General features: G+C 51.0%; 23 protein-coding genes and 1 other annotated feature. Of the genes, 20 read left to right on the top strand and 3 right to left on the bottom strand.

Translation table 11 applies throughout. The annotated features are described in order from the left end of the window. Positions 1-2: 2 nt before the first annotated feature. From ruvB to yajC, 6 genes are all read left to right on the top strand, one after another. Positions 3-1,001, top strand: a complete 999-nt coding sequence (gene ruvB / locus EDM55_RS03680) for a Holliday junction branch migration DNA helicase RuvB (protein WP_092269493.1) — start codon at positions 3-5, stop codon at positions 999-1,001. Beyond that, entirely contained in the window at positions 998-1,216 is a 219-nt protein-coding gene (locus tag EDM55_RS03675) for a DUF2905 domain-containing protein (protein WP_092269490.1), read from the top strand. Before ruvB ends, EDM55_RS03675 begins: the two co-directional genes overlap by 4 nt. Positions 1,217-1,534: 318 nt before the next feature. Then, entirely contained in the window at positions 1,535-3,631 is a 2,097-nt protein-coding gene (locus tag EDM55_RS03670) for a SpoIID/LytB domain-containing protein (protein ID WP_092269486.1), read from the top strand. 42 nt (positions 3,632-3,673) lie between these two features. Beyond that, positions 3,674-4,702 carry a tRNA preQ1(34) S-adenosylmethionine ribosyltransferase-isomerase QueA gene (gene queA, locus EDM55_RS03665; protein WP_092269483.1) on the top strand — a complete coding sequence of 343 codons (1,029 nt, stop codon included), beginning with the start codon at positions 3,674-3,676 and terminating at the stop codon, positions 4,700-4,702. Positions 4,703-4,819: 117 nt separating this feature from the next. Next, a complete protein-coding gene (tgt, locus tag EDM55_RS03660) occupies positions 4,820-5,950 on the top strand; it encodes a tRNA guanosine(34) transglycosylase Tgt (RefSeq protein WP_092269480.1) in 1,131 nt (376 codons plus the stop codon). A 15-nt stretch (positions 5,951-5,965) separates the two neighbouring features. Continuing rightward, the gene (gene yajC / locus EDM55_RS03655) at positions 5,966-6,304 is read left to right on the top strand and encodes a preprotein translocase subunit YajC (protein ID WP_092269476.1); all 339 of its coding nucleotides are present in this window, start codon (positions 5,966-5,968) and stop codon (positions 6,302-6,304) included. 64 nt (positions 6,305-6,368) lie between these two features. Here yajC and EDM55_RS03650 read toward each other — a convergent pair whose 3' ends face one another. Beyond that, complete coding sequence (locus EDM55_RS03650) at positions 6,369-6,770, bottom strand: TIGR04086 family membrane protein (RefSeq protein WP_092269472.1); 402 nt, start codon at positions 6,768-6,770, stop codon at positions 6,369-6,371. 132 nt (positions 6,771-6,902) lie between these two features. Between EDM55_RS03650 and corA the strand changes: the two genes are divergently transcribed. Together corA and EDM55_RS03640 are read left to right on the top strand one after the other, a co-directional pair. Continuing rightward, the gene (corA, locus tag EDM55_RS03645; RefSeq protein WP_055743137.1) at positions 6,903-7,880 is read left to right on the top strand and encodes a magnesium/cobalt transporter CorA; all 978 of its coding nucleotides are present in this window, start codon (positions 6,903-6,905) and stop codon (positions 7,878-7,880) included. A gap of 67 nt (positions 7,881-7,947) precedes the next feature. Continuing rightward, positions 7,948-8,664, top strand: a complete 717-nt coding sequence (locus EDM55_RS03640; protein ID WP_122959643.1) for a DUF421 domain-containing protein — start codon at positions 7,948-7,950, stop codon at positions 8,662-8,664. A gap of 2 nt (positions 8,665-8,666) precedes the next feature. Here the strand turns inward: EDM55_RS03640 and spoVB are convergent, their stop codons facing one another. Then, positions 8,667-10,253, bottom strand: coding sequence for a stage V sporulation protein B (spoVB, locus tag EDM55_RS03635; protein ID WP_122959642.1), 1,587 nt, complete (start codon positions 10,251-10,253; stop codon positions 8,667-8,669). Positions 10,254-10,341: 88 nt separating this feature from the next. Here spoVB and EDM55_RS03630 point away from each other — a divergent pair, with 88 nt between their 5' ends. The 9 genes from EDM55_RS03630 (at position 10,342) to EDM55_RS03585 (ending at position 20,652) form a co-directional block, all read left to right on the top strand. Continuing rightward, on the top strand, positions 10,342-10,578 hold the full coding sequence (locus EDM55_RS03630) for a post-transcriptional regulator (RefSeq protein ID WP_092269461.1): 237 nt from the start codon (positions 10,342-10,344) through the stop codon (positions 10,576-10,578). Between the two features lie 179 nt (positions 10,579-10,757). Beyond that, complete coding sequence (secD, locus tag EDM55_RS03625; protein ID WP_092269458.1) at positions 10,758-11,996, top strand: protein translocase subunit SecD; 1,239 nt, start codon at positions 10,758-10,760, stop codon at positions 11,994-11,996. Continuing rightward, on the top strand, positions 11,986-12,903 hold the full coding sequence (gene secF / locus EDM55_RS03620) for a protein translocase subunit SecF (protein WP_092269455.1): 918 nt from the start codon (positions 11,986-11,988) through the stop codon (positions 12,901-12,903). Before secD ends, secF begins: the two co-directional genes overlap by 11 nt. A 99-nt stretch (positions 12,904-13,002) precedes the next feature. After that, on the top strand, positions 13,003-13,908 hold the full coding sequence (locus EDM55_RS03615) for a cation diffusion facilitator family transporter (protein ID WP_174769303.1): 906 nt from the start codon (positions 13,003-13,005) through the stop codon (positions 13,906-13,908). 108 nt (positions 13,909-14,016) lie between these two features. Then, positions 14,017-16,371: a single-stranded-DNA-specific exonuclease RecJ gene (recJ, locus tag EDM55_RS03610; protein WP_122959641.1), complete on the top strand. Its 2,355-nt coding sequence runs from the start codon at positions 14,017-14,019 to the stop codon at positions 16,369-16,371. A 12-nt stretch (positions 16,372-16,383) separates the two neighbouring features. Next, entirely contained in the window at positions 16,384-16,896 is a 513-nt protein-coding gene (locus tag EDM55_RS03605) for an adenine phosphoribosyltransferase (protein ID WP_092269448.1), read from the top strand. A gap of 579 nt (positions 16,897-17,475) precedes the next feature. Next, entirely contained in the window at positions 17,476-19,641 is a 2,166-nt protein-coding gene (locus EDM55_RS03595; protein ID WP_122959639.1) for a RelA/SpoT family protein, read from the top strand. 72 nt (positions 19,642-19,713) lie between these two features. Continuing rightward, positions 19,714-20,151 carry a D-aminoacyl-tRNA deacylase gene (gene dtd / locus EDM55_RS03590; protein WP_092269442.1) on the top strand — a complete coding sequence of 146 codons (438 nt, stop codon included), beginning with the start codon at positions 19,714-19,716 and terminating at the stop codon, positions 20,149-20,151. A gap of 21 nt (positions 20,152-20,172) precedes the next feature. Next, positions 20,173-20,652: an SRPBCC family protein gene (locus tag EDM55_RS03585; protein ID WP_122959638.1), complete on the top strand. Its 480-nt coding sequence runs from the start codon at positions 20,173-20,175 to the stop codon at positions 20,650-20,652. Between the two features lie 144 nt (positions 20,653-20,796). Here the strand turns inward: EDM55_RS03585 and EDM55_RS03580 are convergent, their stop codons facing one another. After that, on the bottom strand, positions 20,797-22,629 hold the full coding sequence (locus EDM55_RS03580; protein ID WP_122959637.1) for an N-acetylmuramoyl-L-alanine amidase family protein: 1,833 nt from the start codon (positions 22,627-22,629) through the stop codon (positions 20,797-20,799). A 210-nt stretch (positions 22,630-22,839) separates the two neighbouring features. Between EDM55_RS03580 and EDM55_RS30145 the strand changes: the two genes are divergently transcribed. The 3 genes from EDM55_RS30145 (at position 22,840) to hisS (ending at position 26,322) form a co-directional block, all read left to right on the top strand. Continuing rightward, complete coding sequence (locus EDM55_RS30145; protein ID WP_170184421.1) at positions 22,840-23,010, top strand: hypothetical protein; 171 nt, start codon at positions 22,840-22,842, stop codon at positions 23,008-23,010. 99 nt (positions 23,011-23,109) lie between these two features. Beyond that, positions 23,110-24,624 (top strand): coproporphyrinogen III oxidase, encoded by a 1,515-nt coding sequence (locus tag EDM55_RS03575; RefSeq protein WP_092269436.1) that lies wholly within the window; start codon positions 23,110-23,112, stop codon positions 24,622-24,624. A gap of 87 nt (positions 24,625-24,711) precedes the next feature. Beyond that, positions 24,712-24,970, top strand: a binding site (T-box leader). A gap of 71 nt (positions 24,971-25,041) precedes the next feature. Beyond that, positions 25,042-26,322, top strand: a complete 1,281-nt coding sequence (gene hisS / locus EDM55_RS03570; protein ID WP_092269433.1) for a histidine--tRNA ligase — start codon at positions 25,042-25,044, stop codon at positions 26,320-26,322. Positions 26,323-26,338: the final 16 nt, after the last annotated feature.

Raw genomic sequence — 26,338 nt, 5'->3', positions numbered from 1 at the left:
TCTTGGACCAGCGAATTATTACGACGCAAATGGATTGGGAAGAGGATGCGGCGGAGCTTAGCCTGCGCCCGCGCTATTTAAACGAATACATTGGACAGCAGCACGTAAAGGAAAATCTGAAGATCTTTATCGAGGCTGCCAAAATGCGCAAAGAATCGTTGGATCATGTGCTGCTGTACGGCCCGCCTGGCTTGGGGAAAACGACTCTGTCGCAGATCATTGCAAACGAACTCGGCGTAAACATCCGCACGACTTCGGGGCCAGCGATTGAGAGACCGGGTGACCTGGCAGCGATTTTAACGAATTTGCAAGAAGGCGACGTTTTGTTCATCGACGAGATCCACAGGCTGAACCGCAGCGTTGAGGAAGTTTTGTATCCGGCCATGGAGGATTTTGCCCTGGATATCATCATCGGGAAAGGGCCGAGCGCACGCAGTGTTCGCCTGGATCTGCCGCCGTTTACACTGGTAGGCGCTACGACACGTGCTGGTATGCTGTCTGCACCGCTGCGCGACCGTTTTGGCGTGGTGAATCGTTTGGAGTTTTACACGGTTCCCGAGCTGGCGTTTATCGTCTCACGCGCTTCGGATATCCTACAGGTAGTGATCCGCGAAGGCGGCGCGGAAGAGATCGCGAAACGGTCCAGAGGCACACCGCGTGTGGCGAACCGATTGCTGAAGCGCGTCAGAGACTTCGCGCAGGTAAAAGGGGAAGGCGTCATCACGACGGAAATTGCCAAGGAAGCGCTGGAGCGTCTGCAGGTCGACGCTTGCGGACTGGATCATATCGACCACAAGCTGCTTTTGGCCATCATCGAGCGTTTTGACGGCGGGCCTGTCGGGCTGGATACGATCGCGGCAACCATTGGCGAGGAATCACAAACGATCGAAGACGTTTGCGAGCCGTACCTGATGCAGATTGGCTTTATGCAGCGTACACCGCGCGGAAGGGTCCTGACCCCTAGCGCATACCAACATTTTGGTCGGGAGATGAAAGCGTGAATCCGATAGCCAAGCTTTTGATTATCGGGGGTGCCATTTTGATTGTGATCGGGCTCTTGTGGCAGATAGGCGGACGTTTTTTCCCCCTTGGCCGCTTGCCTGGTGACATCGTGGTCGAAAAGGAAAACGTGAGGTTCTACTTTCCGGTGGTCACTTGTATTGTCATCAGCATCGTGCTTTCCCTGGCGACTTATTTGTTTCGGCTGTTCAAATAAAAACCATTGGGGCTTGTTCCCAATGGTTTTTTTAACGTATAGGAATTTATAAGCGTTAGGCTTATGAATTCCGGAGCGCATGACGAAGTGCCTCAGCGTCTGCTTCTGGCATTCCTTCGGTAAAACTTTCCGCTAAAACGCGGTCGCTCCTCCTTGAACAGGCCTCGATAGAGGTTTTCTTACGTTGATTTAGAGGAAATGAGGAATCAGCCAGGCCCCAAATTAAGAAAAAGGGAAGGAGAACCCGCTCGGTTTGTCGAAAAACATGGGAGTTCATGCCAATTTTCGACGAAACCTAACCTAAGGAAAGGAAGGACAATGGACGACATGTGGAAGAAATGGATGGGAAAAGTCCTTTCAGCGGGGCTAGTGTCAGCTGTGCTTCTCGGGGGGTACACGCCCGCTGACGCAGCAGGGAAGAACATTCGGGTTGCTCTTTTTGTAGATACAGGGCAAGGCTATCGTGGCGTCGTACCAGCTGTCACTCTAACGACAGAAAAAGGAATGGAAGTCACACTGTCAGGCCCACAAGGGAAAGAAAAGCTCCCAAGCTTGGGAGGAGAAGACGCTCGCTTTCGTGTCGATGAATATCATCTGATCGTGGCGGAAACGGGTGACTGGAATCAAGCGCAGCGGGTAGCGCAGCAAATGAGCCAGCGCAAATATGAAGGCAGCATCCAGGTGGCCAAACGAGGCGGTCAAACTGTGTACCAGGTCGTAAGCGGCACGTATGGCTCCTACCAAATTGCTGCGAATGCGGCGAAAACCATCGCGCAGGCAACGGGACAACAACCTGCTGTGAAAGGTCCACTCAGACTGGAGGCAGGCCGCTATGGCAGCCTGAAGGAAGCCCAAAGCTGGCAGGAAGTCTTCGCTTCCTCCGGGATTTCCGCCTATCCGGTTCTCGTGGCAGATAACGGTAAAATCGCCTATGCGGTTTGGGTTGGAGACGAAGTCAGCCAAGATGCTTTGAATGCACTCGCGAAAAAGGCCTCCGCTGAAGTTCCTGGGTTTTCGTATAAGCAAGCGTCAGCGCAGTCCTATGTTGTGCTAAAACAAGACGCATTTGGCTCGAAAAATGATACGATATGGAAGTACGTCTTTTCTCCGCAAGTAAAATTGTCAGTGGAGCCGAAAAAAGCGGGTTCGACTACGGTGATTGGCGTCGTCGAACGGGAACAGCGCACCTATCGCGGGGAAATGGAGCTTTCTGAATACAAAGGAAACCTCACGCTCGTCAATGAGGTGTCCATGGAAGAATATCTGTACGGCGTTGTCGGATCGGAAATGGCTCCAGGCTGGCCCATCGAGGCGTTAAAGGCACAAGCGGTGCTTGCACGTACGAGAGCCGCAGGTGCTGGTAATAAATACGGGGTAGCCAATGTTTCGGATACCGTGTACGAACAAGCCTATTACGGATATACAAAAGAATCCAAAGATATTCGCGAAGCTGTCGATGAGACAGAAGGGGAAGTCATCTACTACAAAGGGAAGATTGCTGAATCCTTGTTTTATTCCAACGCGGGCGGGATGACTGCAGATGGGACGGAAGTATGGGGCAACCCAGTCCCTTATTTGCGACCGGTCATGAGTGATGATACAGAGCCATTGGAAAAGGCAAACATCTGGTACCAGGTATCCTTGAACGATGGGACACTGGGCTACATTCGCAGTGATCTCGTGAAAATGACTGGCGGCAAGAACGCGATGGGCCTTCGCCAGGCAGTCGTGAGCACGTCGAGCACCAATTTGCGTTCAGGGCCAAGTACAGCTTATCATCGAGTGCTGTCCACCCTGCCGACGGGTGCCGAGGTGACGATCGTAACGGATGCGCCGGAGGAAAATGCGTATTCTTGGACCAGGGGCCCCTATACTCCTGCAGAGGTAGCGGGTATGATTAACGCAAACCAAACGAAGAGTAATGCACCGCGCGTCTCCGCTTCTCTGGAAAGCTTGCGGGTCACCGAACGAGGCCCATCCGGACGTGTCGTGGAGATGGAGGCAGACGGTACACGGATTGCAGCCTCCTCACCAGACGCGCATCGCTCCATTTTTACACAAGGGGCAAGCTCCCTGCGCAGCACTCTTTTCGACGTGGAGGAAATGGGGACGTACACGATTTTAGGAGCGGGCGGCAAACGCACGACGTACCCTGCAGGGGGCCGCAGCCTACAGGCAGTCGGTGCGGATGGCTACGCTGATTCAGCGAATGGCTACAGCGACGAATTTTTGATCTATCGCGGAACAGATGATTGGCGTGTAGCCAGCAAGACTCAAAAGTTTCTTTTTAAAGGGACAGGCTACGGTCACGGTCTCGGCGTCTCCCAGTACGGAGCAAAAGGGATGGCGCAGAGCGGGTATGACTACAAGGAGATCTTGCAACACTATTACCAGGATGTGACAATCGAAGAGTAGCATCGAGAAGCACATGAACTGTTTTAAAAGGAGCAAGGACTCGTGGATGTACAACAATTTGATTTTGAACTGCCTGAGCATTTGATAGCCCAGCATCCGCTGCAGGAGCGTACTTCTTCCCGTTTGCTGGTGCTAAACAAAAAGACGGGAGATATCCTGCACCAGCGCTTTACTGACCTGATCGAACATTTGGTTCCTGGTGATGTACTCGTGATGAACGATAGCCGGGTCCTTCCCGCTAGGCTGATCGGCGAAAAAACCGATACGGGAGCGAAAATTGAGGTCCTCCTGCTGAAGTCGCTGGGGGATGATCGCTGGGAGACACTCGTCAAGCCGGGAAAACGGATGAAGATAGGGACTGAGGTGGTCTTTGGAAACGGACTTTTGCGCTGCACCTGCGAGGAGGTAACGGAGACAGGAGGACGCATCATCCGATTCCACTATGACGGTATCTTTTACGAGATATTGGATCAGCTGGGCTCGATGCCGCTGCCTCCCTATATTCATGAGCAGCTGGATGATCAGGAGCGCTATCAGACCGTATACGCTCGTGAGCGCGGCTCAGCCGCAGCCCCCACTGCAGGTCTGCACTTTACCAAGCCTTATCTGGAGCAAATCGCGGCCAAAGGGGTTCAACTCGCTTACGTCACTCTGCATGTAGGCCTAGGGACATTTCGGCCGGTCTCGGCGGATTCCGTCGAAGAGCACATCATGCATGCCGAGTATTACGAGATCCCAGAAGAGACAGCAGAGATCGTCAACCGTGCCAAAGCAGAGGGAAGACGAGTAATCGCTGTAGGAACGACCTCATGCCGAACGCTGGAGACAGTTGGCAAGGCAAACGGCGGGAAGCTCACACCGACATCGGGGTGGACGGATATTTTTATTTACCCGGGTTATACGTTCTCGATCTTGGATGGGTTACTGACGAACTTTCATTTGCCGAAGTCGACACTGGTCATGCTCGTGAGTGCTTTGGCAGGAAAAGAGAATGTCCTGCGAGCTTATAAGACTGCGGTGGAAGAGGAATACCGCTTCTTCAGCTTCGGGGATGCGATGCTGATTTTGTAACAAAGTAAGCACATTCGTAATTGATTATATATCCGGCGGGTTATGTGGGTTTACTTCATTGTGAGATTTTTTTATAATAGGAAAGACTTACATACATAGCTTGAGGAGTGCAAAGAGTTGGCTGTACGCTACGAATTGATCAAAACATGCAAGCAAACCGGTGCACGTCTCGGCAAACTGCATACGCCACATGGGACGATTGACACCCCTGTCTTTATGCCAGTCGGCACCCAGGCAACGGTAAAAACGATGAGCCCAGAAGAACTCAAAGCCATGGGAGCAGGGATTATTCTCAGCAATACGTATCATCTGTTTCTACGTCCTGGACACGAAATTGTCCGAGAGGCTGGAGGACTGCATGGATTCATGAACTGGGATCGTGCTATCCTCACAGATTCTGGGGGATTCCAGGTCTTTAGTTTGAGCAATTTGCGCAAAATAACAGAAGAGGGTGTTTCTTTTCGGTCCCATCTCAATGGGGAAAAGCTGTTTATCGGTCCGGAAGAAGCTACTCACATTCAAAATGCATTAGGTGCCGATATTTTTATGGCGTTTGATGAATGCGCACCGTATCCTGCAGAGTACGATTACGTTCAGAAATCGATGGAGCGTACGACTCGCTGGGCAGAGCGTTGCTTGAAAGCACATACCCGTCCAAATGAGCAGGCCTTATTCGGTATTGTTCAAGGCGGGATGTACCACGATTTGCGCGCCCAAAGCGCACGTGATCTCGTTTCCATGGATTTCCCAGGTTATGCGATCGGTGGATTGAGTGTAGGAGAGCCCTTCTCTTTGATGTACGAGGTACTGGAAAGCACAGTTCCGTTGCTGCCGACGGGCAAACCTCGCTACTTGATGGGAGTGGGGTCGCCAGATGCATTGATTGACGGTGCGATTCGCGGCATCGACATGTTTGACTGCGTGTTGCCGACACGTATTGCCCGAAATGGGACATGCATGACGAGCCAAGGACGTTTGGTGATTCGCAATGCGAAGTACGCGCGCGATTTCACTCCGCTTGATCCAAACTGTGATTGCTATACCTGCAAGAATTACACCCGTGCTTACATCCGACATCTGGTCAAGTCGGAGGAAACCTTTGGCATACGCTTGACCACGTATCATAATCTGCACTTCCTCGTGAAGCTGATGGAAAATGTACGCCAAGCAATTGCCGAAGACCGTTTGCAAGATTTCCGCGACCAGTTTTTCGCTCAATATGGATTGGGTGAAGATAGATCTTTTTAATCGAGGGGGATTTACATGGATGGCTTAACTAATTTTTTACCGATTATCATCATGTTCGCGATTTTCTACTTCTTGCTGATTCGTCCTCAGCAAAAGAAAGCCAAACAGCGTAATGCCATGCTGGCTGCTGTCAAAAAAGGCGACAAGATCGTTACGATCGGCGGTATGCACGGAACGATTCAAGAGCTGTCAGATGACACCGTTACCCTTCGTGTAGCTCACAATGTAAACATCACGTTTGACCGTGGTGCAATCAACAGCGTGACGTCTGCAAGTGCAGCTGCTCCTGCAAAAACAGAACCAGCGAAAGCTGAGCCTGCGAAAGCGGAAGAAGCAACAGAAGAAGCAAAATAAGAATGAAAAAAGCAGGTGGGGTAGCCCGCCTGCTTTTTTGCATCTGTTGAGAAGGAAGAGAGGATCAGCGTCTTGTCTTGATTCCTTTGGGCTTATGGCCGGAGTTGATGGAGTTTACCCCCAGAATACCGCCGAGCCCCGCAAGGACAAAGGCAGCAGCCAAATAAAGAATGGTTCCCCATTGCATGGGTGCATCAAAGCCGAGGAAGCCGATGAGCAGAACGACGATGAAATAAGTGAGTCCAGTCAATCCGCCGTAGTACCAGCCTTTTCCCCCGCAGCGACGCCCGGTGACGTAGCCGCCGATCAGAAGTCCGATCGCATTGATGAAGTACGTAAAGTAGGGGAGTGAGCTTTCGCGTACATTGGTGAAGCTAAGGAGAAAGGTAGCGAGCAGCGCTCCGATCAAGACGAGACCGAGCGTATACAAAAGACCTGTTAGTACAGAGGTGGAAGCACTCCGCACGGTATTACCCCCTCACTGGTCAACTGTTTGTACCATCTATATGAGAAGCTTGGCTTACGTATTCATCTTCGCGTTGAACATTGAAAGGAATTTTCGTATGATGGATGGGGAATGAGACGGGGGTGAAGAAGAATGATTAAAACGTACTTTTACAACCACTCAGAACAGAAGATGTTCCATGATGTAGATCTGGCCACCAAAGATCAATGGCTGAAGTCACCGGAGGATCTGCTCTGGATCGATCTGTATGATGTGGGAAATAACGAACTTCCCTATATTGCCAAGATATTCGACTTCCACCCGCTGGCAATTGAGGACTGTCTGCACGTCAGTCCGCGTGCCAAGGTAGACAAATACGACGACTACTACTTCTTCGTCTTCCACGCCCTGCGTTACAACGAGGAGAGCGACGATGAAATTACTACGGTAGAACTGAACGTGTTTCTCGGTCCGAACTACATCGTGACCATCCACAAATCCCCGATGAACACCATCGGAAGGATCGCAGCGATGTGTCACCGCAACATCTCGTACTTGAATCGGGGCCCGGATTATCTGCTCTATGCCATTGTAGACGGCATCACGGATGAATACTTTCCGATCATTGACCGAATCAGTGTGCGGATTGACGAGCTGGAGGACGAGATTTATGAGCACCAAATGGAGGAAATTACGGAAGAGTTCCTGGCATTGAAGCGAACGATTATTTTGATTCGTCGCGTGATTATGCCGCAAAAAAGGATCTTCGCAAACGTAAATGGCCGCTATTCCTTCGACATATCCGAGGAAAACGTTCCGTTCTACAGTGACCTGACAGACCACTTGGAGAGGATTTCCGATTCGACGGAGACCTTCCGGGATTTGGTGAACGGTGCACTTGACACGTATTACACCATCATTAGCGCAAAGACAACGGAGACGATGCGCGTCCTCACCATTATCTCCACGATTATCCTCCCGCTGACGTTTATTACCGGCTTGTTCGGGATGAATACGTTCGCCTGGCTGGGTGAAGAAGCAGAGCCTTACATGTTAGTCGTTGCCCTGGTCATCATGCTAGGGATGACCTTTGCCATGCTCCATATTTTCCGCAAGCGCAAGTGGCTGTAATTGGCGGTAATAGTTGTGCGCCCCCTGCTAAAGAATAGTATCAAATGTTCTGTGGGGGGCGTTTCGCATGGAAGACATGACAACAGCGTTACTACGCACCCTGTTTTCGTACTTTTTTCTCCTGTTGATGCTGCGCGTGATGGGGAAAAGGGAGCTGGGGAAGCTGTCTGTATTTGATGTTGTCATTTCCATTATGCTAGCGGAAATGGCAGTTCTGGCTATCGAGGAAATCGAGAAGCCAGCGATACTGTTCTACATACCGATGCTGCTGATTGGACTTCTGGAGTTTCTCATGGCGTACATCTCGCTGAAAAGCAAAAAAGTCCGGGATGTGGTAGACGGATCGGCGGATCTCATCATCGAGAATGGGGAAATTCGGGAAGCAGCGATGAAGCGTAATCGGCTGAACATGGACGATCTCATGGTCCATCTGCGCCAAAAAAACGTCAAAAACATTGCAGACGTCGAATTTGCCTTGCTGGAGCCAACCGGCCAAATGAGCGTTTTTTTTAAAGAGCGCAAAGATCCTGTCACCCGTGAGGATCTAGGGCTATTTGAACGGGAACCGGTTGGACCCGTATCTTATAAAGGACTACCCATTCCCTTGATCCTGGACGGACGGATTCGCACGGAAGCTCTGAACAAAATCGGACAAAACGAGCTGTGGCTCAAACGAGAGATACGAAAGTACGGCATTCGGGATATCCGGGACGTATCTTTCTGCAGTATCGATGAACATGGGATCATCTATCTCGACAAAAAAGACAAACCGCCGCTGCATTAGCTCTAGCGGCGGGGGAAAAAGATGGACAGCTGCTCGCCAATCCAGGGGATTCGGCGAACGTCTTGTTTTCCCAGAACTCTCATCGCAACGAGGAGCACGACGTAGAGCACCGTGCTTGCCATTGTGCAGGCAAGCAGAAGCTGTCCTACCGTAACATCCGTAAACCAGTGCTTCGCCATGTAAGATCCGGAGTAACCCATGGCGAGCATGGCTGCACCGATTTTTCCGAACTCTTTGACATCGATCGTAAATCCAATTTTTTTGATCAGACTCGCAAAGTGGAGAAGGGTCACGAGGGTGATCCCGATGTTCAGCGCGATGACCGTGCCATAAATTCCAAAGCTCGGCTGGGCGGTAAAGAGAAACATGGCAGCGGTTTTGACGATGGCGCCGATCAGAGTGTTGCGAAAGACGACCTGGGCGTAATCAAGGCCTTGCAGAGCGGCTGCCAGCGGTGCTTGAAAAAAGAGGAAGACAGAAAAAGGCGCCATCTGTTTTAGCAAATATCCGACTTCATGAAACTGTTCACCGTAAATCAGGCCGCAAAGCGGCTCCGCAAAAACGGTCAGCAATACCGTGCACGGTGCTCCTATCACGAGTGAAATCCGCATTGATTGATAGATGCGTCGATGCACGAGGGGAGCATTATTTTGAAAGGCGGCTTCCGCAACGGCAGGAACGAGGGAAACGGATAAGGAATACGTAAGAAAAGTCGGGAACGTCAAGAGTGGTACGGCCATTCCTGCAAACTGCCCGTACAGTCCGGTGGCATTTGCAGTCGTAAAACCGGCCATGACCAGAGCAAGAGGTACAAGCATTGGCTCTAGGACGTAGGCAATCGAGCCAATAATGCGGCTCATCGTTACAGGAAGCGCGACATGAATCAGTTGGCGCAGGCTTGCACTGTGTGCGGAGACTCCTTGTAGGAAAGGCTTTCTCAGGAGCAGCGCAGCCGTCTTCTTGCTGCCTTTTCGATACTGCCACAGGATGTAAAGGAGGCCAGCTGCTTCCCCGAAAATGATACTGGCTACCGCTCCTGCTGTTGCATACTCGACGCCATGCGACATAAAGGAGATGGTCATCACAACGACGAGCGCCATTCGAACGAACTGCTCGATCAGCTGTGAAACCGCGGTAGGTATCATGTTCTGTTTGCCTTGGAAGTACCCGCGAAGGACCAGGGAAATGCTGGAGATAGGGATCACTGGGATGGCGGCCAGCATCACGATGTGAGCCCGAGGGTCGGCAAACAAGCCGCTCGCGATCCACGTGGAAAATAGCAGCAAAACGGAGCAGATGACGAGACTGATGCCACCTGCGACGGACAACGCCAGGAGGAGAAAGCGGCGCGTCAGTCGGGGGTTGTTGGCCGCCTCGGTTTCTGCAACTTGCTTGGCGATTGCAACAGGCAGCCCAAATGTGGTCAATGTGATCAGAAAGTACAAGAGGGGCACGACCATTTGATAGAGCCCCATTCCTTCTGCACCAATGATGCGGGAGAGAACGATTCGGTGAGCAAAGCCAAATACTTTCGTGATGCCGCCAGCGATGATGAGGATAACCGTCCCGTAAAAGAATGACTGTCTCATGGAGGGCTCCTTTGCAAAGGAAATTCACTTATTAAAGAATATGGACGTGCCACAGTCGGCATGACTACTTTGGGGAGGGAAACAAAAGATGGACCAAGCGGAAAAAGATGGTTGGTTTCGGCAGGTTTCAGAGATTTGCCAGAGTAAAGCTGAAGAATTTTCCTTTCTTGGCTATGAAAATGTGACAGCAAAAGACATATGGGAATGCGTCAGCCATCCGTACAAGGAGATCCCGCCGATGCATCGCCTAGTCAACGATGTTCTGTCCCTAAAACCCAATAAGTACATGAATTACCTCATGATTCAAATGTATAAAAACTCATAATGAAACTTCTTTGTCGCACATTCGTATGAACACAAATGTGCATGCAACGGCAAGGGGTTGGTTACCATGGTTCGCTTTTCCAGCAATAATTGACACGTTTTTTCATACTTCGCTATAATGGGCATACTGGTTTCTCGTCAAGGGACGGGACCCTGTTACGAAAGAGGGGTATTACTGCGATGATAAAATGGGGAAGATTCCTCCTGTTCCTGGTTGTTGTAGCCTTGCTAGGTACATTGGTAGCAACGACGACCACGCAGGTGGCAGGCAAGATCACACTCGGTCTGGACCTTCAAGGCGGTTTTGAAATTCTGTATGAAGTAGAGCCGCTAGAAGCTGGACACCAGGTTGATATTGAATTGCTCAAATCAACCGCACACATGATTGAGAAACGGATTAACATTGGCGGCGTGGTGGAGCCTGTTATCGATACAGAATTGCCGAACCGTATCCGTGTGAAGATCGCTTCACAATCCGCCGACCAGGACAAGCTTCGCGAGCTGATCGGTAAACCTGCAGTTCTGACTTTCCGTGACGAATCGGGTAAAGTCATTCTCCGCGGTAGCGACTTGGCTCCAAATGGTGCGGCTGTCGGCTACGATGATTTGAAACGCCCATTGGTAACAGTGAAATTCTCTGATTCGAAAAAACTGGAAGATGTTACGCGCGCAAATCTGCATAAACGCATGGCGATCTTCCTGGATGAAAACCTGCAAACCAACCCGACCATTCAGTCGGTCATCACGGGTGGCAGTGCACAAATCACTGGGGACTACACACAGGAATCCGCACAAGAGCTGGCTGACCTGCTGAACTCCGGGGCGATGCCTGCCAAGCTGGTTGAGAAGCAGGTAACCTCTGTGGGAGCTTCCTTGGGTGCTCTTGCTCTGCAAAAAACGATTTATGCCGGTTATATCGGTGCCGCTTTGATTTTCCTGTTTATGGTGCTCGTGTACCGTATGCCAGGTATGATCGCAAACATTACTTTGGCGGGCTTCACGTACTTCTGTCTGGTTGTTCTGGACTGGATGGATGCTACACTGACGCTGCCAGGTATCGCTGGTTTCATTCTCTCGATCGGTATCGCTGTGGACGCGAACATCATTACGTACGAGCGTATTCAAGAAGAAATCCGTTCTGGCAAAACAATCCTGTCGGCTTTCCGTGCCGGTGAGCGCCGTTCCTTGATCACGATTTTGGACGCGCATATCACGACCTTGATTGCAACTGGGGTACTTTTCTACTTCGGGACAAGCTCCATCCAAGGCTTCGCGGTTGTCCTTGCCATGACGATTGTTGTGAGTATCATCACCAACGTGTTCGGGTCTCGATTCCTCCTCTGGCTGGTAGTCCGCTCCAACATGTTTAAAAAGCCGTTCTGGTTCGGAGTAAAGGAGAGTGAGATCGGTGAGCTTTAATAATCAAGACACGGTTGTCCGATTTGACATCGTAAAAAACCGACGGAAGTTTTTTATCGGATCTTCCGCGATTATCATTTTAGGCTTGTTATTCATCTTGATCCAAGGACTTCACTTGGGCGTGGATTTCAAGGCAGGTACTCGTCTTGACCTGTACATCGGGAAAGAGTTCAAGCCGGCTGATGTAGAGGCAGTTATCAAGGAGAAAATCCCGAATGTGACTTTCTCCCCGGTAACGACTTATGGTACGTATCAAGCTTTCACTCGCTTTGATCAAACGGTTTCCTCCGATACGATGAGTACGGTTGAGCAAGCGTTGAAAGCAAAGTATGGAGACCAAGTGAACAAACAGGTGTCCACAGTTGACCCGAGTATCGCGAGGGAAATGGTGAAAAAGGCAGCTATTGCGGTTGCAATCGCTGCTGTCGGGATTGTTATCTACGTTGCCATTCGTTTCCAATGGCTTTTCGGGGTGGCGACAGTCGCGGGTCTTTTGCATGACGTGTTCATTCCGATTGCCATCTTCTCGGTATTGGGACTTGAGGTCGACTTGACCTTTATCGCAGCATTGCTGACCATTCTGGGTTACTCAATTAACGATAAAATCGTTATTTTTGACCGGATTCGGGAAAATCTGAGAACCATGAAATCTAAAAGCGTCGAAGATCTGGAGCATTTGGTCAACGTATCCCTCTGGCAAACCATGCGTCGTTCCGTTTACACGGTAGCGACTGTGTTCTTTACCGTTTTGGCTATTGCCGTATTGGGGAGCGAAAGCATTCGCAACTTCTCCCTGGCTCTGTTGTTCGGTCTGGTGAGCGGTACCTATTCTTCTATCTTTATTGCAGCGCAAATTTGGGTAAACTTAAAAGAACGGAATATGCTAAAGAAGAAAGCAAACTCGTAAGAGAACAGCTTTCCCATCAGCGTAACCGAAGTGCCGCGGGGGATCTCCCCGCGGTTTTCTACTCTCATAAGGGTTATCGACAAAGGGGGCATCACGATCGTGGATGATCGATTGGCAAAAGCGCAGTTTGGGGCGTGGGTCGGGATCGTGGGGAATCTCGCATTGGCAGCCGTAAAGCTCGTCATTGGACTCGCTGCCAAGTCACAAGCGCTCATTGCGGATTCTGTTCATTCGGCTTCAGATGTGGTTGGATCGGTGGCTGTCTTGATTGGCTTGCGTGCAGCGGAACGTCCTCCGGATGAAGATCATCCCTATGGACACGGGAAGGCAGAGTCTGTCTCTGCGATCATCGTGTCAGTGCTGCTGGCCATCGTCGGATTTGAGATTGGGATGTCGTCCATCAAGTCGTTCTTTGCCCAAGTAGAAGCTCCTGGTTTTTTGGCTGTATGGGCTGCGATCGGTTCCATGATCGTCAAAGAGTGGATGTTTCGTTACAAGTACAACCTCGGTAAAAAGCTGAACAGCCAATCTTTGATCGCGAATGCGTGGGAGCATCGCTCGGATGTGTATTCGTCTTTTGCGGCGCTCGTAGGGATTGGGGGAGCCATATTAGGGGATCGGGCAGGCGTTTCGTGGATGCTGTACCTGGATCCGGCCGCTGGCATTTTCGTCTCCGCTCTTGTCCTGAAAATGTCGTACAATATCTTGATGGAATCCATTCACAGTACTCTGGACCATGTGCTTCACGAGGATGATGCATTGCCTTTTCGCGAGTGCATAGAGGGCGTGAAGGGTGTTTTGCGAGTCGATTCGCTGCGAGCCAGGGAACACGGCCATTATCTCATTATTGATGTGAAGATTGGGGTAGATCCGCATATGACGGTGGAAGAAGGCCATCGTATAGGCAAGCAGGTCAAGCATGCGCTGCTGGAAAAGTTTTCACAGGTGCGTGACGTATTTGTCCACATCAATCCCTTTGATGCAGGCTCGGATAGACAAACGTAGAATACTGATGCTCCTTTTCCATGAAACAGCTACTGCGGATGGCTTTTTACGCAGTTGTCAGTCTCCTGCTCCATCCTCTATAATGAATGAGGATTGGAGGTGTGCTCATTGTTGAAAGCGAAAACACGCTGGCAACTGGCTGCTTACGACGAGCAATTGGCGGCAGCACTTGCTGTCGAGTGCGGATTGACCCCGCTCGTTTCCAAGCTGCTGGTGATTCGCGGCATTGACTCACCACAGAAGGCTCGTGATTTTCTGCAGGCTGGCCCGGAGCTGTTTTACGATCCGTTCCTGCTGGACGGTATGGAACAGAGTGTGCACCGAATCCGGCAAGCCATCGAGAAGAAGGAACCGATCTGTATTTACGGAGATTACGATGCGGATGGTGTAAGCTCGACATCGTTCATGGTACATCTGTTGCGCCAAATGGGCGCGGTTTTTGATTACTACATCCCTAACCGTTTTACGGAAGGATATGGGTTACATAAAGACGCGTTGGCTCACTTGCACGAGAAGGGTTACAAGCTGGTCGTGACAGTCGATACCGGGATCAGTGCGGTAGAGCAGGTGGAATACGCCAACCAGCTGGGTCTTGAGATCATTGTAACCGACCACCATGAACCTCCGGCTGTGATTCCGGAGGCATTTGCTGTGATTAATCCGAAAAAGCCGAGCTGCTCCTATCCATTTGATATGCTCGCAGGTGTTGGCGTAGCTTTCAAGCTGGGTCATGCCCTGCTCGGAGAGGCTCCGCTTCACTTGGCGGATCTAGCGGCAGTAGGAACGATTGCAGACCTCGTTCCGCTGGTTGATGAGAACCGCATTTTGGCGCGAGCCGGTCTGAAGAGGCTGAACCAGACGCGCAATGTCGGACTTCAGGCATTGATCCGCGTATGCGGGCTTGCAGACAGTGAGCTGTCAGCAGGGCATGTAGGATTCGCTCTGGGACCGCGATTAAATGCGAGTGGGCGCTTGGAGACCGCAGAATCTGCTGTGAAGCTCTTGACTACCGAGGATCTGGACGAGGCAGAACAGTGTGCGCAGGCATTGGATGATCTCAACCGAGAGCGTCAGGAACTGGTTCAGACGATGACAGAGGAAGCCATCCAGATGGTCCGCGAGAATTACCCGCCCGATGAGCATCGTGTTCTCGTCGTGGCAAAAGAAGGCTGGAATGTCGGTGTCGTCGGGATTGTCGCATCGCGGTTGGTTGAACAGTTTTACCGTCCGACGATTGTTTTAGGAATTGATCCGGTCAAAGGCACGGCAAAAGGCTCTGCCCGCAGCATCGCTGGCTTTGATCTGTACGAGGCACTGACCGAATGCAAAGAGTGGCTTCCACATTACGGGGGCCACACGATGGCAGCAGGCATGACGTTGCCTACGGAGAATCTCGACCCTTTGCGCCAGCGCTTAAATGAGCTGGCAAAGGAGTGGCTGACGGCCGATGACTTTACTCCGCTGACCAAGGTGGATGTAGCCATGGACATACAGGAAGTCAGTCTCGACGCGGCAGAGCAGCTGGAACAGCTAGCACCGTACGGAATGGGGAACCCAACGCCACTCGTTATGCTAGAGGACGTGGAGAGCGTGGGCATGCGGACGATTGGCCGCGATGACAATCATCTGAAATGCTCCTTGCAAAAGCAGGGAACGACGGTGGATGCGATCGGCTTCAACTGGGCGCATGTAACAAAAAAGGTAACGCCAAAAGCGAAATTCCGCGTGCTAGGTGAGCTCTCTGTTAACGAATGGAATGGGAATCGCAAGCCGCAGCTGACCATACGAGACATGTCCGTACCCCATCAGCAATTATTCGATTGGCGGGGAAGCCGGGACAAGTGGGAAAAATGGCTCCAGCTGGTGGAGGAACCTGCTTCCTGGACCGTTGTCTTTCGAGAAGAAAGCTATGCGAGCTTCACGGCAAAAGCATTACCGGAGCAATCGAATTCCGTGTTATATGTAGGTGCAGCAGACATGAAGGACCCATTCCCGGCCCTGCAAACTGTCATCCTTTACGATTTGCCAAAACGACGTTCCGAGCTCACCGCCATATTGGCTCAGGTGAGACAGGCGGAGCGCATTTACTGCTTGTTCGGTGATCCTGATCTTGGAATGGAAAGGCTTTCCTGCCCGGGTAGGGAGCATTTTAAACAGCTGTACCAGTTTTTGGTCCAAGTGCCTGTCGTCCCTCAGATTCATCTGGATGCCCTGGCGAAAAGACTGAAGTGGAAGCGCAGCTTGCTGGACGGTATGATCGCCATTTTTATGGAGCTCGGCCTCTTGGCAGAAGAGCCAGATCAGTACAGACTGCAAAACCCGGGAGAAAAACGACCGCTGGAAAGCTCTTTGCTTTATCAGGCTTGGAAGGAAGAAGCGGAGCTGGCAACTGAGCTGCTGCTCTCTTCTTCAGAGGATTTGATTCGAACGTTTCATCAGTTGGTGGAAACAGCCACCGTTTAGGAGGAATTTTTCATGGATTATAAACAGTACATTCGCGTTATTCCCGATTTTCCCCAGCCTGGGATCCGTTTTAAAGATATTACTACCTTGCTGAAAGACGGCCCGGCTTATCGCTCTGCCATCCAGGATCTGGCGGAATTTGCTCGTGAAGTGGATGCTGAGGTCATTGCAGGACCGGAAGCGCGTGGCTTCGTAGTGGGTGCACCGCTCTCCTATGAAATGAGCATCGGTTTTGTGCCGATCCGCAAATCCGGCAAGCTGCCATACGAGTCCATCAAGGCAGAGTATGACCTAGAATACGGGAAAGACGCATTGGCTGTTCACGTAGATGCCATCCAGCCTGGCCAACGCGTGCTGATCGCTGACGACCTTTTGGCGACTGGCGGTACGATCGAATCGACCATCAAGCTGGTGGAACAGCTGGGCGGAAAAGTCGTAGGTGCTGCATTCTTTATCGAGCTGTCCTACTTGGATGGACGCAAAAAAATAGGAGATATCCCTGTGAAATCCTTGGTGCAATACTAAGGAGGAGCAAGCAAGAACGGGCAAATTGCCCGTTTTTTGTTTTATAGAGAAGGATTTAATATCCTCAAAGGAAAGAGTGCCCAAGAATGAAGGGATTCTTATCCAGTATAAGTGCGGCAAAGGCTATGCCAAAAAGCCCCGCACAGCCAAGTTTTCTAATTTTCTAATACTGTTCATACTTTACAGGGGAATACGGCTTTACAATACGAACGACTTACAAGATAATAGTATGAAATAGACATGATTCTCATTTTCCATCCTAACGCATGACCGATTTTGTGAACCGGCTTCGCAGGACTTTTTTTTTATACTATCGTTTCCTGGCGATGCTTGTCTGGCAGGCTAATACTAGTAGTGGTACCAACTGCCTGATTTTCGTACCTCAGCATTCGCTTCAGGCATGGCTGCGGTATATCCTTCCTCTACAACGTGGTCATTCATCCTTGTGGAGGCCTTACTAGAGGATTTCTTGTATAGATAGGGATGGATAAGTTTCCTATCCAGTATAAGTGCAACTAAGGCTACGCCCGAGGCTTGGCATAGCCAAGTTTTCTAATGAGAGGATAAGGGAAGGGAACTATGATTACCGGCATTGATGAGGTAGTAAAAAAAGCGAGCACATATTTATCTCAAGCGGATTTAGATCTGATAACCAGAGCCTATCAGCTGGCCGAGAAAGCCCATGAAGGTCAGGTGCGAAAATCAGGTGTTCCTTACATCATGCACCCGATTGCGGTCGCAGGCATCCTGGCAAACTTGCATATGGATGCGGTTACGATTGCAGCAGGCTTCTTGCACGATGTGGTGGAAGACACGGAGATCACGCTTGATTACCTCCGGGAGCAGTTCGGGCCGGATGTGGCGCTTCTGGTAGATGGCGTTACCAAGCTGGAAAAAATTAAATACAAATCCAAAGAAGAGCAGCTCGCGGAAAACCACCGCAAGATGCTAATTGCTATGGCTCAGGATATTCGGGTCATTATGATCAAGCTTGCAGACCGCCTGCACAATATGCGAACGCTGCGGCATATGTCGGAGGAGAAACAGCGGGAGATTTCCGATGAGACACTCGAGATCTTTGCACCGCTGGCACATCGTCTCGGGATCGCCTCCGTCAAATGGGAGCTGGAGGATACAGCACTTCGCTATCTAAATCCGCAGCAGTACTACCGGATCGTTAATCTGATGCAGAAAAAGCGGGTAGAGCGTGAAGCTTATCTCAACGAAGCATCAGACACCATCCGGGAAAAGCTGGGCGAGCTGAATATCGAGGCGGAAATTTCGGGAAGACCAAAACATATTTACAGCATTTATAAAAAGATGACCAGGCAGAACAAGCAGTTCAACGAGATTTATGACCTGCTGGCTTTGCGGATCATCGTGAATGACATTCGCGACTGTTACGCCGTGCTCGGTATTGTTCACACCTTGTGGAAACCGATGCCAGGTCGTTTCAAGGACTATATTGCTATGCCGAAAACCAATATGTATCAGTCCCTGCATACGACGGTAATCGGACCAAAAGGCGAGCCGTTGGAAGTGCAAATTCGCACATGGGATATGCATCAAACGGCTGAGATCGGGATTGCTGCGCACTGGGCGTACAAGGAAGGCAAGAGCGTCGTTCAGGGATCCTTCGCGGAAAAGCTGGGAAATCTGCGTGAGATGATCGAAGGCGGGTCTGAGGAAGCGCCAAACGCTCAGGAATTCATGGAAAGTCTCAAGCAGGATCTGTTCTCCGATACCGTTTTTGTTTTTACGCCAAAAGGAGACGTCGTCGAGCTGCCCAAAGGCTCCGTGCCATTGGACTTCTCTTACCGGATTCACTCGGCAGTCGGGAATCGAACGATTGGCGCCAAAGTAAATGGCAAGATCGTGCCACTCGACTACGCGATGAAGACAGGCGACATCATTGAGATTTTAACCTCCAAGCACTCTTACGGTCCTAGCCAGGATTGGCTGAAAATGGCGAAGTCCGCTCATGCTCGCAACAAGATCAAACAATGGTTCAAAAAAGAGAAGCGGGAAGAAAACGTAGCCAAGGGCCAGCAGATGGTCGAGGCTGAGGTGAAAGCCCGCAATTTTGATATTAAAGATGCGATGACGGAAAGCAATCTGAAGGAAGCGGCTGCCCGTTTTAATTTCCAGGGAGCCGAGGATATGTTTGCCGCCGTGGGCTATGGCGGGATTACGGCTTCTCAGATCGTGACACGCTTGGTCGACAAGCTTCGTCGGGAGCGAGAAGAACAAAATCCAGTCATTCCTGAATACAAGCCGAACCCGCAGCATACCAAAAGCGAGTCTGGTGTCAAGGTGCGCGGTGTAGACAATTTGCTTGTGCGTATTTCCCGTTGCTGTACGCCGGTCCCAGGTGATCAGATCATCGGTTTCATTACGAGAGGCCGCGGGGTTTCCGTGCACAGGCTGGACTGTCCCAATGTCTTGGCTGATGAATGCTCCGAACGATTGATCGATGTCGAATGGGACACGGACTTTAAGCACAACTTCAACGTGGAAATTGAAATCACGGGCAATGATCGAAGCGGTCTTTTAAACGATGTTCTGCAGGTAGTAGCGGAAACCAAGACCAATATTGCCGCCGTAAGTGGCAAAGCCGATAAAAACCGGGTAGCCACCATCCACATGACGATTTCCATCAGCAATGTGGATCATCTACAGAAAGTGGTAGAACGCATTAAGCGTATCAAAGATATTTATTCGGTTCGCCGGATTTTGAGCACCTGATCCTTCGCGGATTGGGTGTTCTTGTTTTCAGATTGTGCGAACCGACGTGATAGAGAAGGGAATGGAAGAAGAATGAGAGTAGTGGTACAACGAACACGGGAAGCGAGTGTAACAGTAGCAGGAGAGATAGTGGGACAGATTGATCACGGCTTGATGCTGCTTGTAGGAATTACCCACGAGGATGGCGAAAAGGAAGTAGAGTTCGTCGCCGATAAAATTGCCAACCTGCGTATCTTTGAAGACGAGGAAGGCAAAATGAATCATTCTGTCCTCGAGACGGGCGGACAAATCTTGTCTGTTTCGCAATTCACGCTGTACGGCGATTGCCGCAAAGGCAGACGCCCCAATTTCATGGCTGCGGCAAGACCAGACCATGCAGAGCCGTTGTACGAGCTGTTCAACGCCAAGCTGCGGGAAAAAGGTCTGCAGGTCGAAACAGGACGCTTTGGTGCGATGATGGATGTTCGCTTGCGAAATGACGGACCTGTTACACTGATTGTTGAGTCCTAAGCCAGACAGGAGGAGATATCCTTGTTAGCTTTCATGCAAAAAGTGGAGAATGTTTATATCGCTCGTTTTGAACGGAACATCAAGCATTCCGTCGAGAAGGTGTGGGCGCTACTCACGGAAAACGACAAGCTGGCGAAATGGTTTTCGGAGCTATCTGTGGATGATCTTCGCGAGGGGGGCGTCATCAAGTTTGACATGGGAAACGGCACCTTTGAAGAGATGAAGATCCTCGAACTTCAGACACAATCCGTACTCGAGTACACATGGGCTGAGGATATAGTCCGATTTGAGCTCTATCCTCAGCCAGAAGGCTGTCAGCTTGTTTTGATTGAAAAGATCACAAGGATCACCGACCATACGCCGCGGGATCTCGCTGGATGGCATGTCTGTCTGGATGTGATTATCGCTTTGCTGGATGGCAAAACCATCGACTCCCGTAAAGAGGAATGGGCCAAATGGTACGAGAAATACGTACAAGCTGTCGCAGAGGTAGCGGAGTAAAAAGGATTCGGAGCCGTAACCAAAGAGAGCGATGAACGCCACCAAAAGAGAACAGCAATAAAAAAGAACGCGGAAGTCCGCGTTCGTAAACGAAAGGGAACCCGTCTTCGCAGAGGGTTCCTTTTTTGTTTATTCGGGGAAATACTAGCTGCCCTGCGTATTTTGCGAGGAGAAGTACTGGAGGATCCCTTTGTACAAGCCCTCTGCAGCCAGGTCCTGCTGCTTCTCGGAGCGTACACGAATTTCCTCGTTGTAGTTGGAGAGGAAGCCGATCTCTGCCAGAATCGCTGTCACCGGATTCTCCCGCAGGACGAAATAGTCGCCAAAACGGGACTGCAGGTCTTTGTAGCTGGTTGCCTTGACAAGCTCATTTTGCACGAGGGAAGCCAGCTTGCTGGAGTTGCCCTGGTTGTAGAAGAAGACGATCGAGCCGTTTGTAGCTGTATTCGGATGCGTATTGTGATGAATGCTGACGAAAATATCAGCGCGATTGGTGACCGCCACATCGACTCGCTGCTGCAAGGTCAGCTTGCGATCATCGGGGCGAGTCATGATGACTGTGGCACCGGCTGCCTCGAGCTTGTAGCGCAGCAAAAGGGCCACCTGCAGATTCACTGTTTTCTCCAAAGTCGAAAAGCTAGCACCTGTAGCACCGTTGTCATTTCCGCCGTGTCCGGCATCTACGACGATCACTTTTCCAACCAATTCATTGGATTTGATCACTGCGGGAGCCCCGCTAGCGGATACGAGCCATCCGGCGATGTAGCCAGTCGAGCCGTTGCTGAGCGTGACCTGGAACCAGTCCCCCGCTTTGTTGATGATCGCGTATTTTTCCCCCGTTTGTACATGGGAAATGACCTCGTGCTCGGTACCAGGACCAGAGCGGACATTTGTATCCGGGTTAATAATAGTGACATAGGGACCACTCGGCGTCGGCGCTGTTGGCTGGGAAACAGTCACCAGCCAGCCTGCGACCCATCCTGTCTTTCCGTCTGGTGCCTGGACGCGATACCACTCACCTTGCTTTTCCAAAACGGTCAAGGTGCTGCCTATTGCGAGCGTGCCCTGAATAGCGCTTGTCGTGTTTGCCTGGCTGCGCAGGTTTAGGCCATCTGTATTGACTCTCACAGTCTGTTTGGCAGGTGATGTAGGCTGCGTTACAGGTGGAGTGGTTACGCTTGTGTTTCCCGCTCCTGTTCCACTGCCAGTGCCCGTATTTGGCAGAGTGGGCAGTGAGTTTTCGTCAGTGGAGATCCAGGCATTCACACCGTCATACGGGAATTGAATCCAGCCGTTCTGCTGAGTAAGCACGGTGATGCTTTCACCGGCATGCAGCTGGCCGATCGCAGGTGTGCTGGCATCTGGGGTCGCATAGACGTACGGAGCAAATTCAAGAGTCAGGCTTGCTCCCTGCACCGCACCAGGCTTTGCTGGGGGCGTAGTTCCCGTATTGGCTGCAGGCGGAGATTCAGGAGAAGGCTTCGTGCTGGTCTGTCCGCCACTGTTAATTTCCTTGACCAGCCAGGAGGCGACCCAGCCTTTGGTTTGACCGGAGAGTTGAATCTGAATCCAGTCGCCATTTTTTTGAACGATGCTATAACGAGTCCCAGGATCGATCGTCTGAATGACAGAATAGGTCTGTCCAGGGCCAGAGCGGACGTTAAGCTTGTCTGCCGTACTTTCAATTTGTGCGACGGAGGCAGGGGTCTGCTGCTGGGTAACGAGGTAATTTGCGACCCATCCACTTTGGCCGTTCGGCAGCTTTACTTGAATCCAGTCGTTTTTGGTAGAAAGAACGGGTAACACGGTTTTGACAGGCAAAGTAGTGATGATGGAATCCTGGAGGCTAGGACCTGAACGGACATTGAGCTTGTCCACGGAGACCTGAACAGAACCGGCGGCCCAAGCTGTTGTGACTGGGAGGGAAACGGCACATAGAAAAGTCAGGAGCGACCTCAGGAATTTTTGACGAAACACTTTTTTGACATCCTTTCTAGCTGAATTACGATTGTCAACCCCATATTTCTGGTATCTTTTTGGCAAAGGTATCTATTTCGCCTTATATCGCCTTTTTTCCTGCAACTTCCGACAAACTTCCTCATGTCAATCCCGGGTTGATTTTCCTAAGGATCGGCAATACTTAGGGAGAGTGACGACTGCATCGTGTATCAGGAGGAATGGAAGACAGTGAGACAGTCAGAAAAGGAAACCTTTACACAAGATTTGAACCGCAAGCTTTTTTCAGCAGATTTTCACGATTTTTTGGAAAAAGAATCGACGATAAACGATGTGGAAATGTCCAGAGAGTTTCAAGCGAGTGTAAGAGACCTGCAGCATTTGCGCAGAAAAAGGAAATAAAGGCCGAGATTGCTTGCAGGTGGTGCCACTTGGATGGTTGACCGTCTTCCTTTCGGTCAGCTAAGATGAGGAGTGGCATACTGAAAAGCAGGTGAACCTATGATTCAGATTACATGCGTAGGTCACGCGTTCGAGCGTGAGCTCTCGCTGATTCTCGCTTTGTTTTACGAAGATCCGCAGCTCTCTTTTGTCAGTGAGTGGACAGATGAGTCTGATCTCAAGCTAAAGCTTGCATTGACAGTGAAAGAAGACGGCGTAGTGGCTTGTGGCGAGCTGTTTGATGGTGCTCGGCGAATCGAGCATCAGGTCAATCGAAGCTATGTGTCTCTTGAAGAAAAGGCGATGCGCAAGACAGCGAAGCAGGCACTTTGCTACGCGTTGCTGTTGATGCTGGAAGAATACACAGGAATGGAACAAGGCTGGGGCATTTTGACGGGCATCCGTCCGACCAAGCTGCTGCATCAGATGAACGTGGCGGGTATTGGTCGAGAGGAAGCGCATAAGCGCCTGCAGGAGGAAGTGATCCTGCGCCCGTACAAGCTGTCACTGCTGCAGGACATCGTTGACAGACAGCTGCAGGTGGTGCCTGACCTCTATCAAATCGATCAGGAGCTGTCCGTCTACATTGGCATTCCTTTTTGTCCGACGAAATGCGCGTACTGTACGTTTCCTGCCTACGCCATTCGCAGCCATACCGCATCGGTAAATCCGTTTCTCGAAGGGCTTCACTACGAGATCGAGCAGCTTGGAAAATGGCTTGCGAAAAACGATCAACGGATTACTTCAATCTACTTCGGGGGAGGCACGCCGACGAGCATTACGGCGGAGGATATGGATCAGCTCTTCGACACGATGTATCGCTCCCTCCCTCACATGGATGGCGTCAGAGAACTGACCGTAGAAGCAGGAAGACCGGATACGATCACGCGTGAGAAGCTGGATGTGATGAAGCGGTGGGAGGTTGACCGCATCAGCATCAATCCGCAGTCCTTCACTCAGGAAACGCTGAACGCCATCGGGCGGCATCATACGGTGGAAGAGACCATCGAAAAGTATCACCTCGCTATGGAGATGGGGCTTACGAACATCAACATGGACTTGATTATCGGGCTGCCGAACGAAGGGGTAGCAGAGCTGGCACACAGCCTGCGAGAGGTTGAAAAGCTGATGCCTGCATCGCTTACGGTCCATACCTTGTCTTTTAAACGAGCTTCTGAAATGACGCAGAATAAGGAACGCTATAAAGTCGCCAGCCGGGACGAGATTAGCAAAATGATGGAAATGGCGTCAGAATGGACTGCGGCGAACGGTTATGATCCATACTACCTGTATCGCCAGAAAAACATTTTGGGCAATCTGGAGAATGTCGGGTATTCCAAACCAGGTCAGGAAAGCATATATAACATCATGATCATGGAAGAGGTGCAGACCATTCTTGGACTCGGATGTGGCGCGGTGTCCAAACTGATGGCCCCAGGGAGCGGCAAGCTTACGCGTTGGCCGAACCCGAAGGATCCGAAAACGTACAATGACACGTACCGCACCCTCGTAGAAAACAAGCTGCGAGATCTGGACGACATTTATTCCGGTAATCCAGTATCTGTAAAACGATGAATCGTTAATAAAAAAAGTTTTACAAAGTGCCTGTTGACGCGTGTTGGCAGGTTTGCTATGATTCACAATAAGCTTTTGAAACAAGACAACGATCTAATGACGGGAACAAGTATCCAAGAGACGGATATCCAGAGAGAAAGCACCGTGGCTGAGAGTGCTTTTGTATAACGACTTGGAAAATGACATCCCTGAAGACCGCAGTGAACGGTTGAAGCAGCAGCTTCCTCAGTAACTGGCAGGCGTATGCCGACGTTACCGGCTCATGAAGTGGAGTGACTTTTCGTTTGAAGAGAGTCGCTCAAACAGGGTGGCACCACGGGAGTAAAACCAGTCTCTCGTCCCTGACTTGTAGTTTGCGCTACAGGTCAAGGACGAGGGGCTTTTTTATTTTCTTAATTCTATTGGGGGTTCATTCGAATGACGCGTATTCAAATTCCTCGCGGTACGCAGGACATCATGCCCGGTACCGTAGAGCTGTGGCACTACGTGGAGGCAAAAGCCCGCGATTTGTGCCGGCGTTCCAACTATCAGGAGATCCGCACACCGCTGTTTGAAAGCACTGAGCTTTTCCAGCGCGGAGTGGGTGAGACGACTGACATCGTGGAAAAAGAAATGTACAGCGTGGCAAATCCGCGCAGTACCGATGCGCTGACGCTCCGTCCAGAAGGAACAGCTGGCGTCGTCCGCTCTTATGTCGAAAACAAACTGTACGGTGTGCCGAATCAGCCGACCAAGCTGTACTACCTCGGCCCGATGTTCCGTCACGAGCGTCCGCAAGCAGGTCGCTACCGTCAGTTCGTACAGTTTGGTGCAGAGGCGATCGGCTCCAGCGATCCGGCGATTGACGCTGAGGTGATTGGACTTGCGATCCGCTTGTATCAGGAGCTGGGACTGACTGGGCTCAGCGTAGAGCTGAACAGCGTAGGAACGCTGGAAGATCGCGCTCGTCATCGCGAGCATCTGCTGGCACATCTAAATGGCGTGCGCACAGAGCTTTGCGAAGACTGCCAATCCCGGATCGACCGCAATCCACTGCGCGTTCTCGATTGCAAAAACGAGAAGTGCAAATCGCTGACGAAAGATGCTCCGTCGATTCTCGACTACCTGAGTGAGGAGTCTGCCGCGCATTTTGAAGCCGTGAAAGGCTACCTGACAGCACTGGATATTCCGTATCACGTGAACCCACGTCTGGTGCGCGGATTGGACTACTACACGCTGACCGCTTTTGAAATCAAAATGGCGGAAATCGGTGCGGTAGAAACCTTGTGCGGTGGAGGACGCTACAACGGACTGGTGGCAGAGCTGGGTGGAGATGACATGCCGGGAATCGGCTTTGCACTCAGTATCGAGCGCTTGCTCCTGGCACTGGAAAAGCAAGGCGTACAGCTGCCGATCACAGGTGGCATCGATTGCTTCGTCGTCGTACAGTCTCCTGAGGCAAAAACGCAGGGCTTCGTCCTCGTCGACCAGCTGCGTCAAGCTGGAATCGCCGCTGAGCTCGATTACCTGGATCGCAAAATGAAGGCACAGCTGAAGCAAGCTGATCGTTTGTCCGCACGTTTTACGGCGATCATCGGCGAGTCAGAGCTGGCAAACGGCACAGTCGTGCTCAAAGAGATGGCAACGGGTGAACAGCAGGAAGTCAAGCGGGAAGAGCTCGTTTCCGTGCTGAACGCTACATTACACCATACAAACTAGAAATTGAGTGGGGGAT

Source organism: Brevibacillus centrosporus (assembly GCF_003710815.1).
Lineage (GTDB): Bacteria > Bacillota > Bacilli > Brevibacillales > Brevibacillaceae > Brevibacillus > Brevibacillus centrosporus.
Note: the sequence above shows the minus strand (reverse complement) of the source record. Positions and strands in the feature narration are given on the sequence as shown.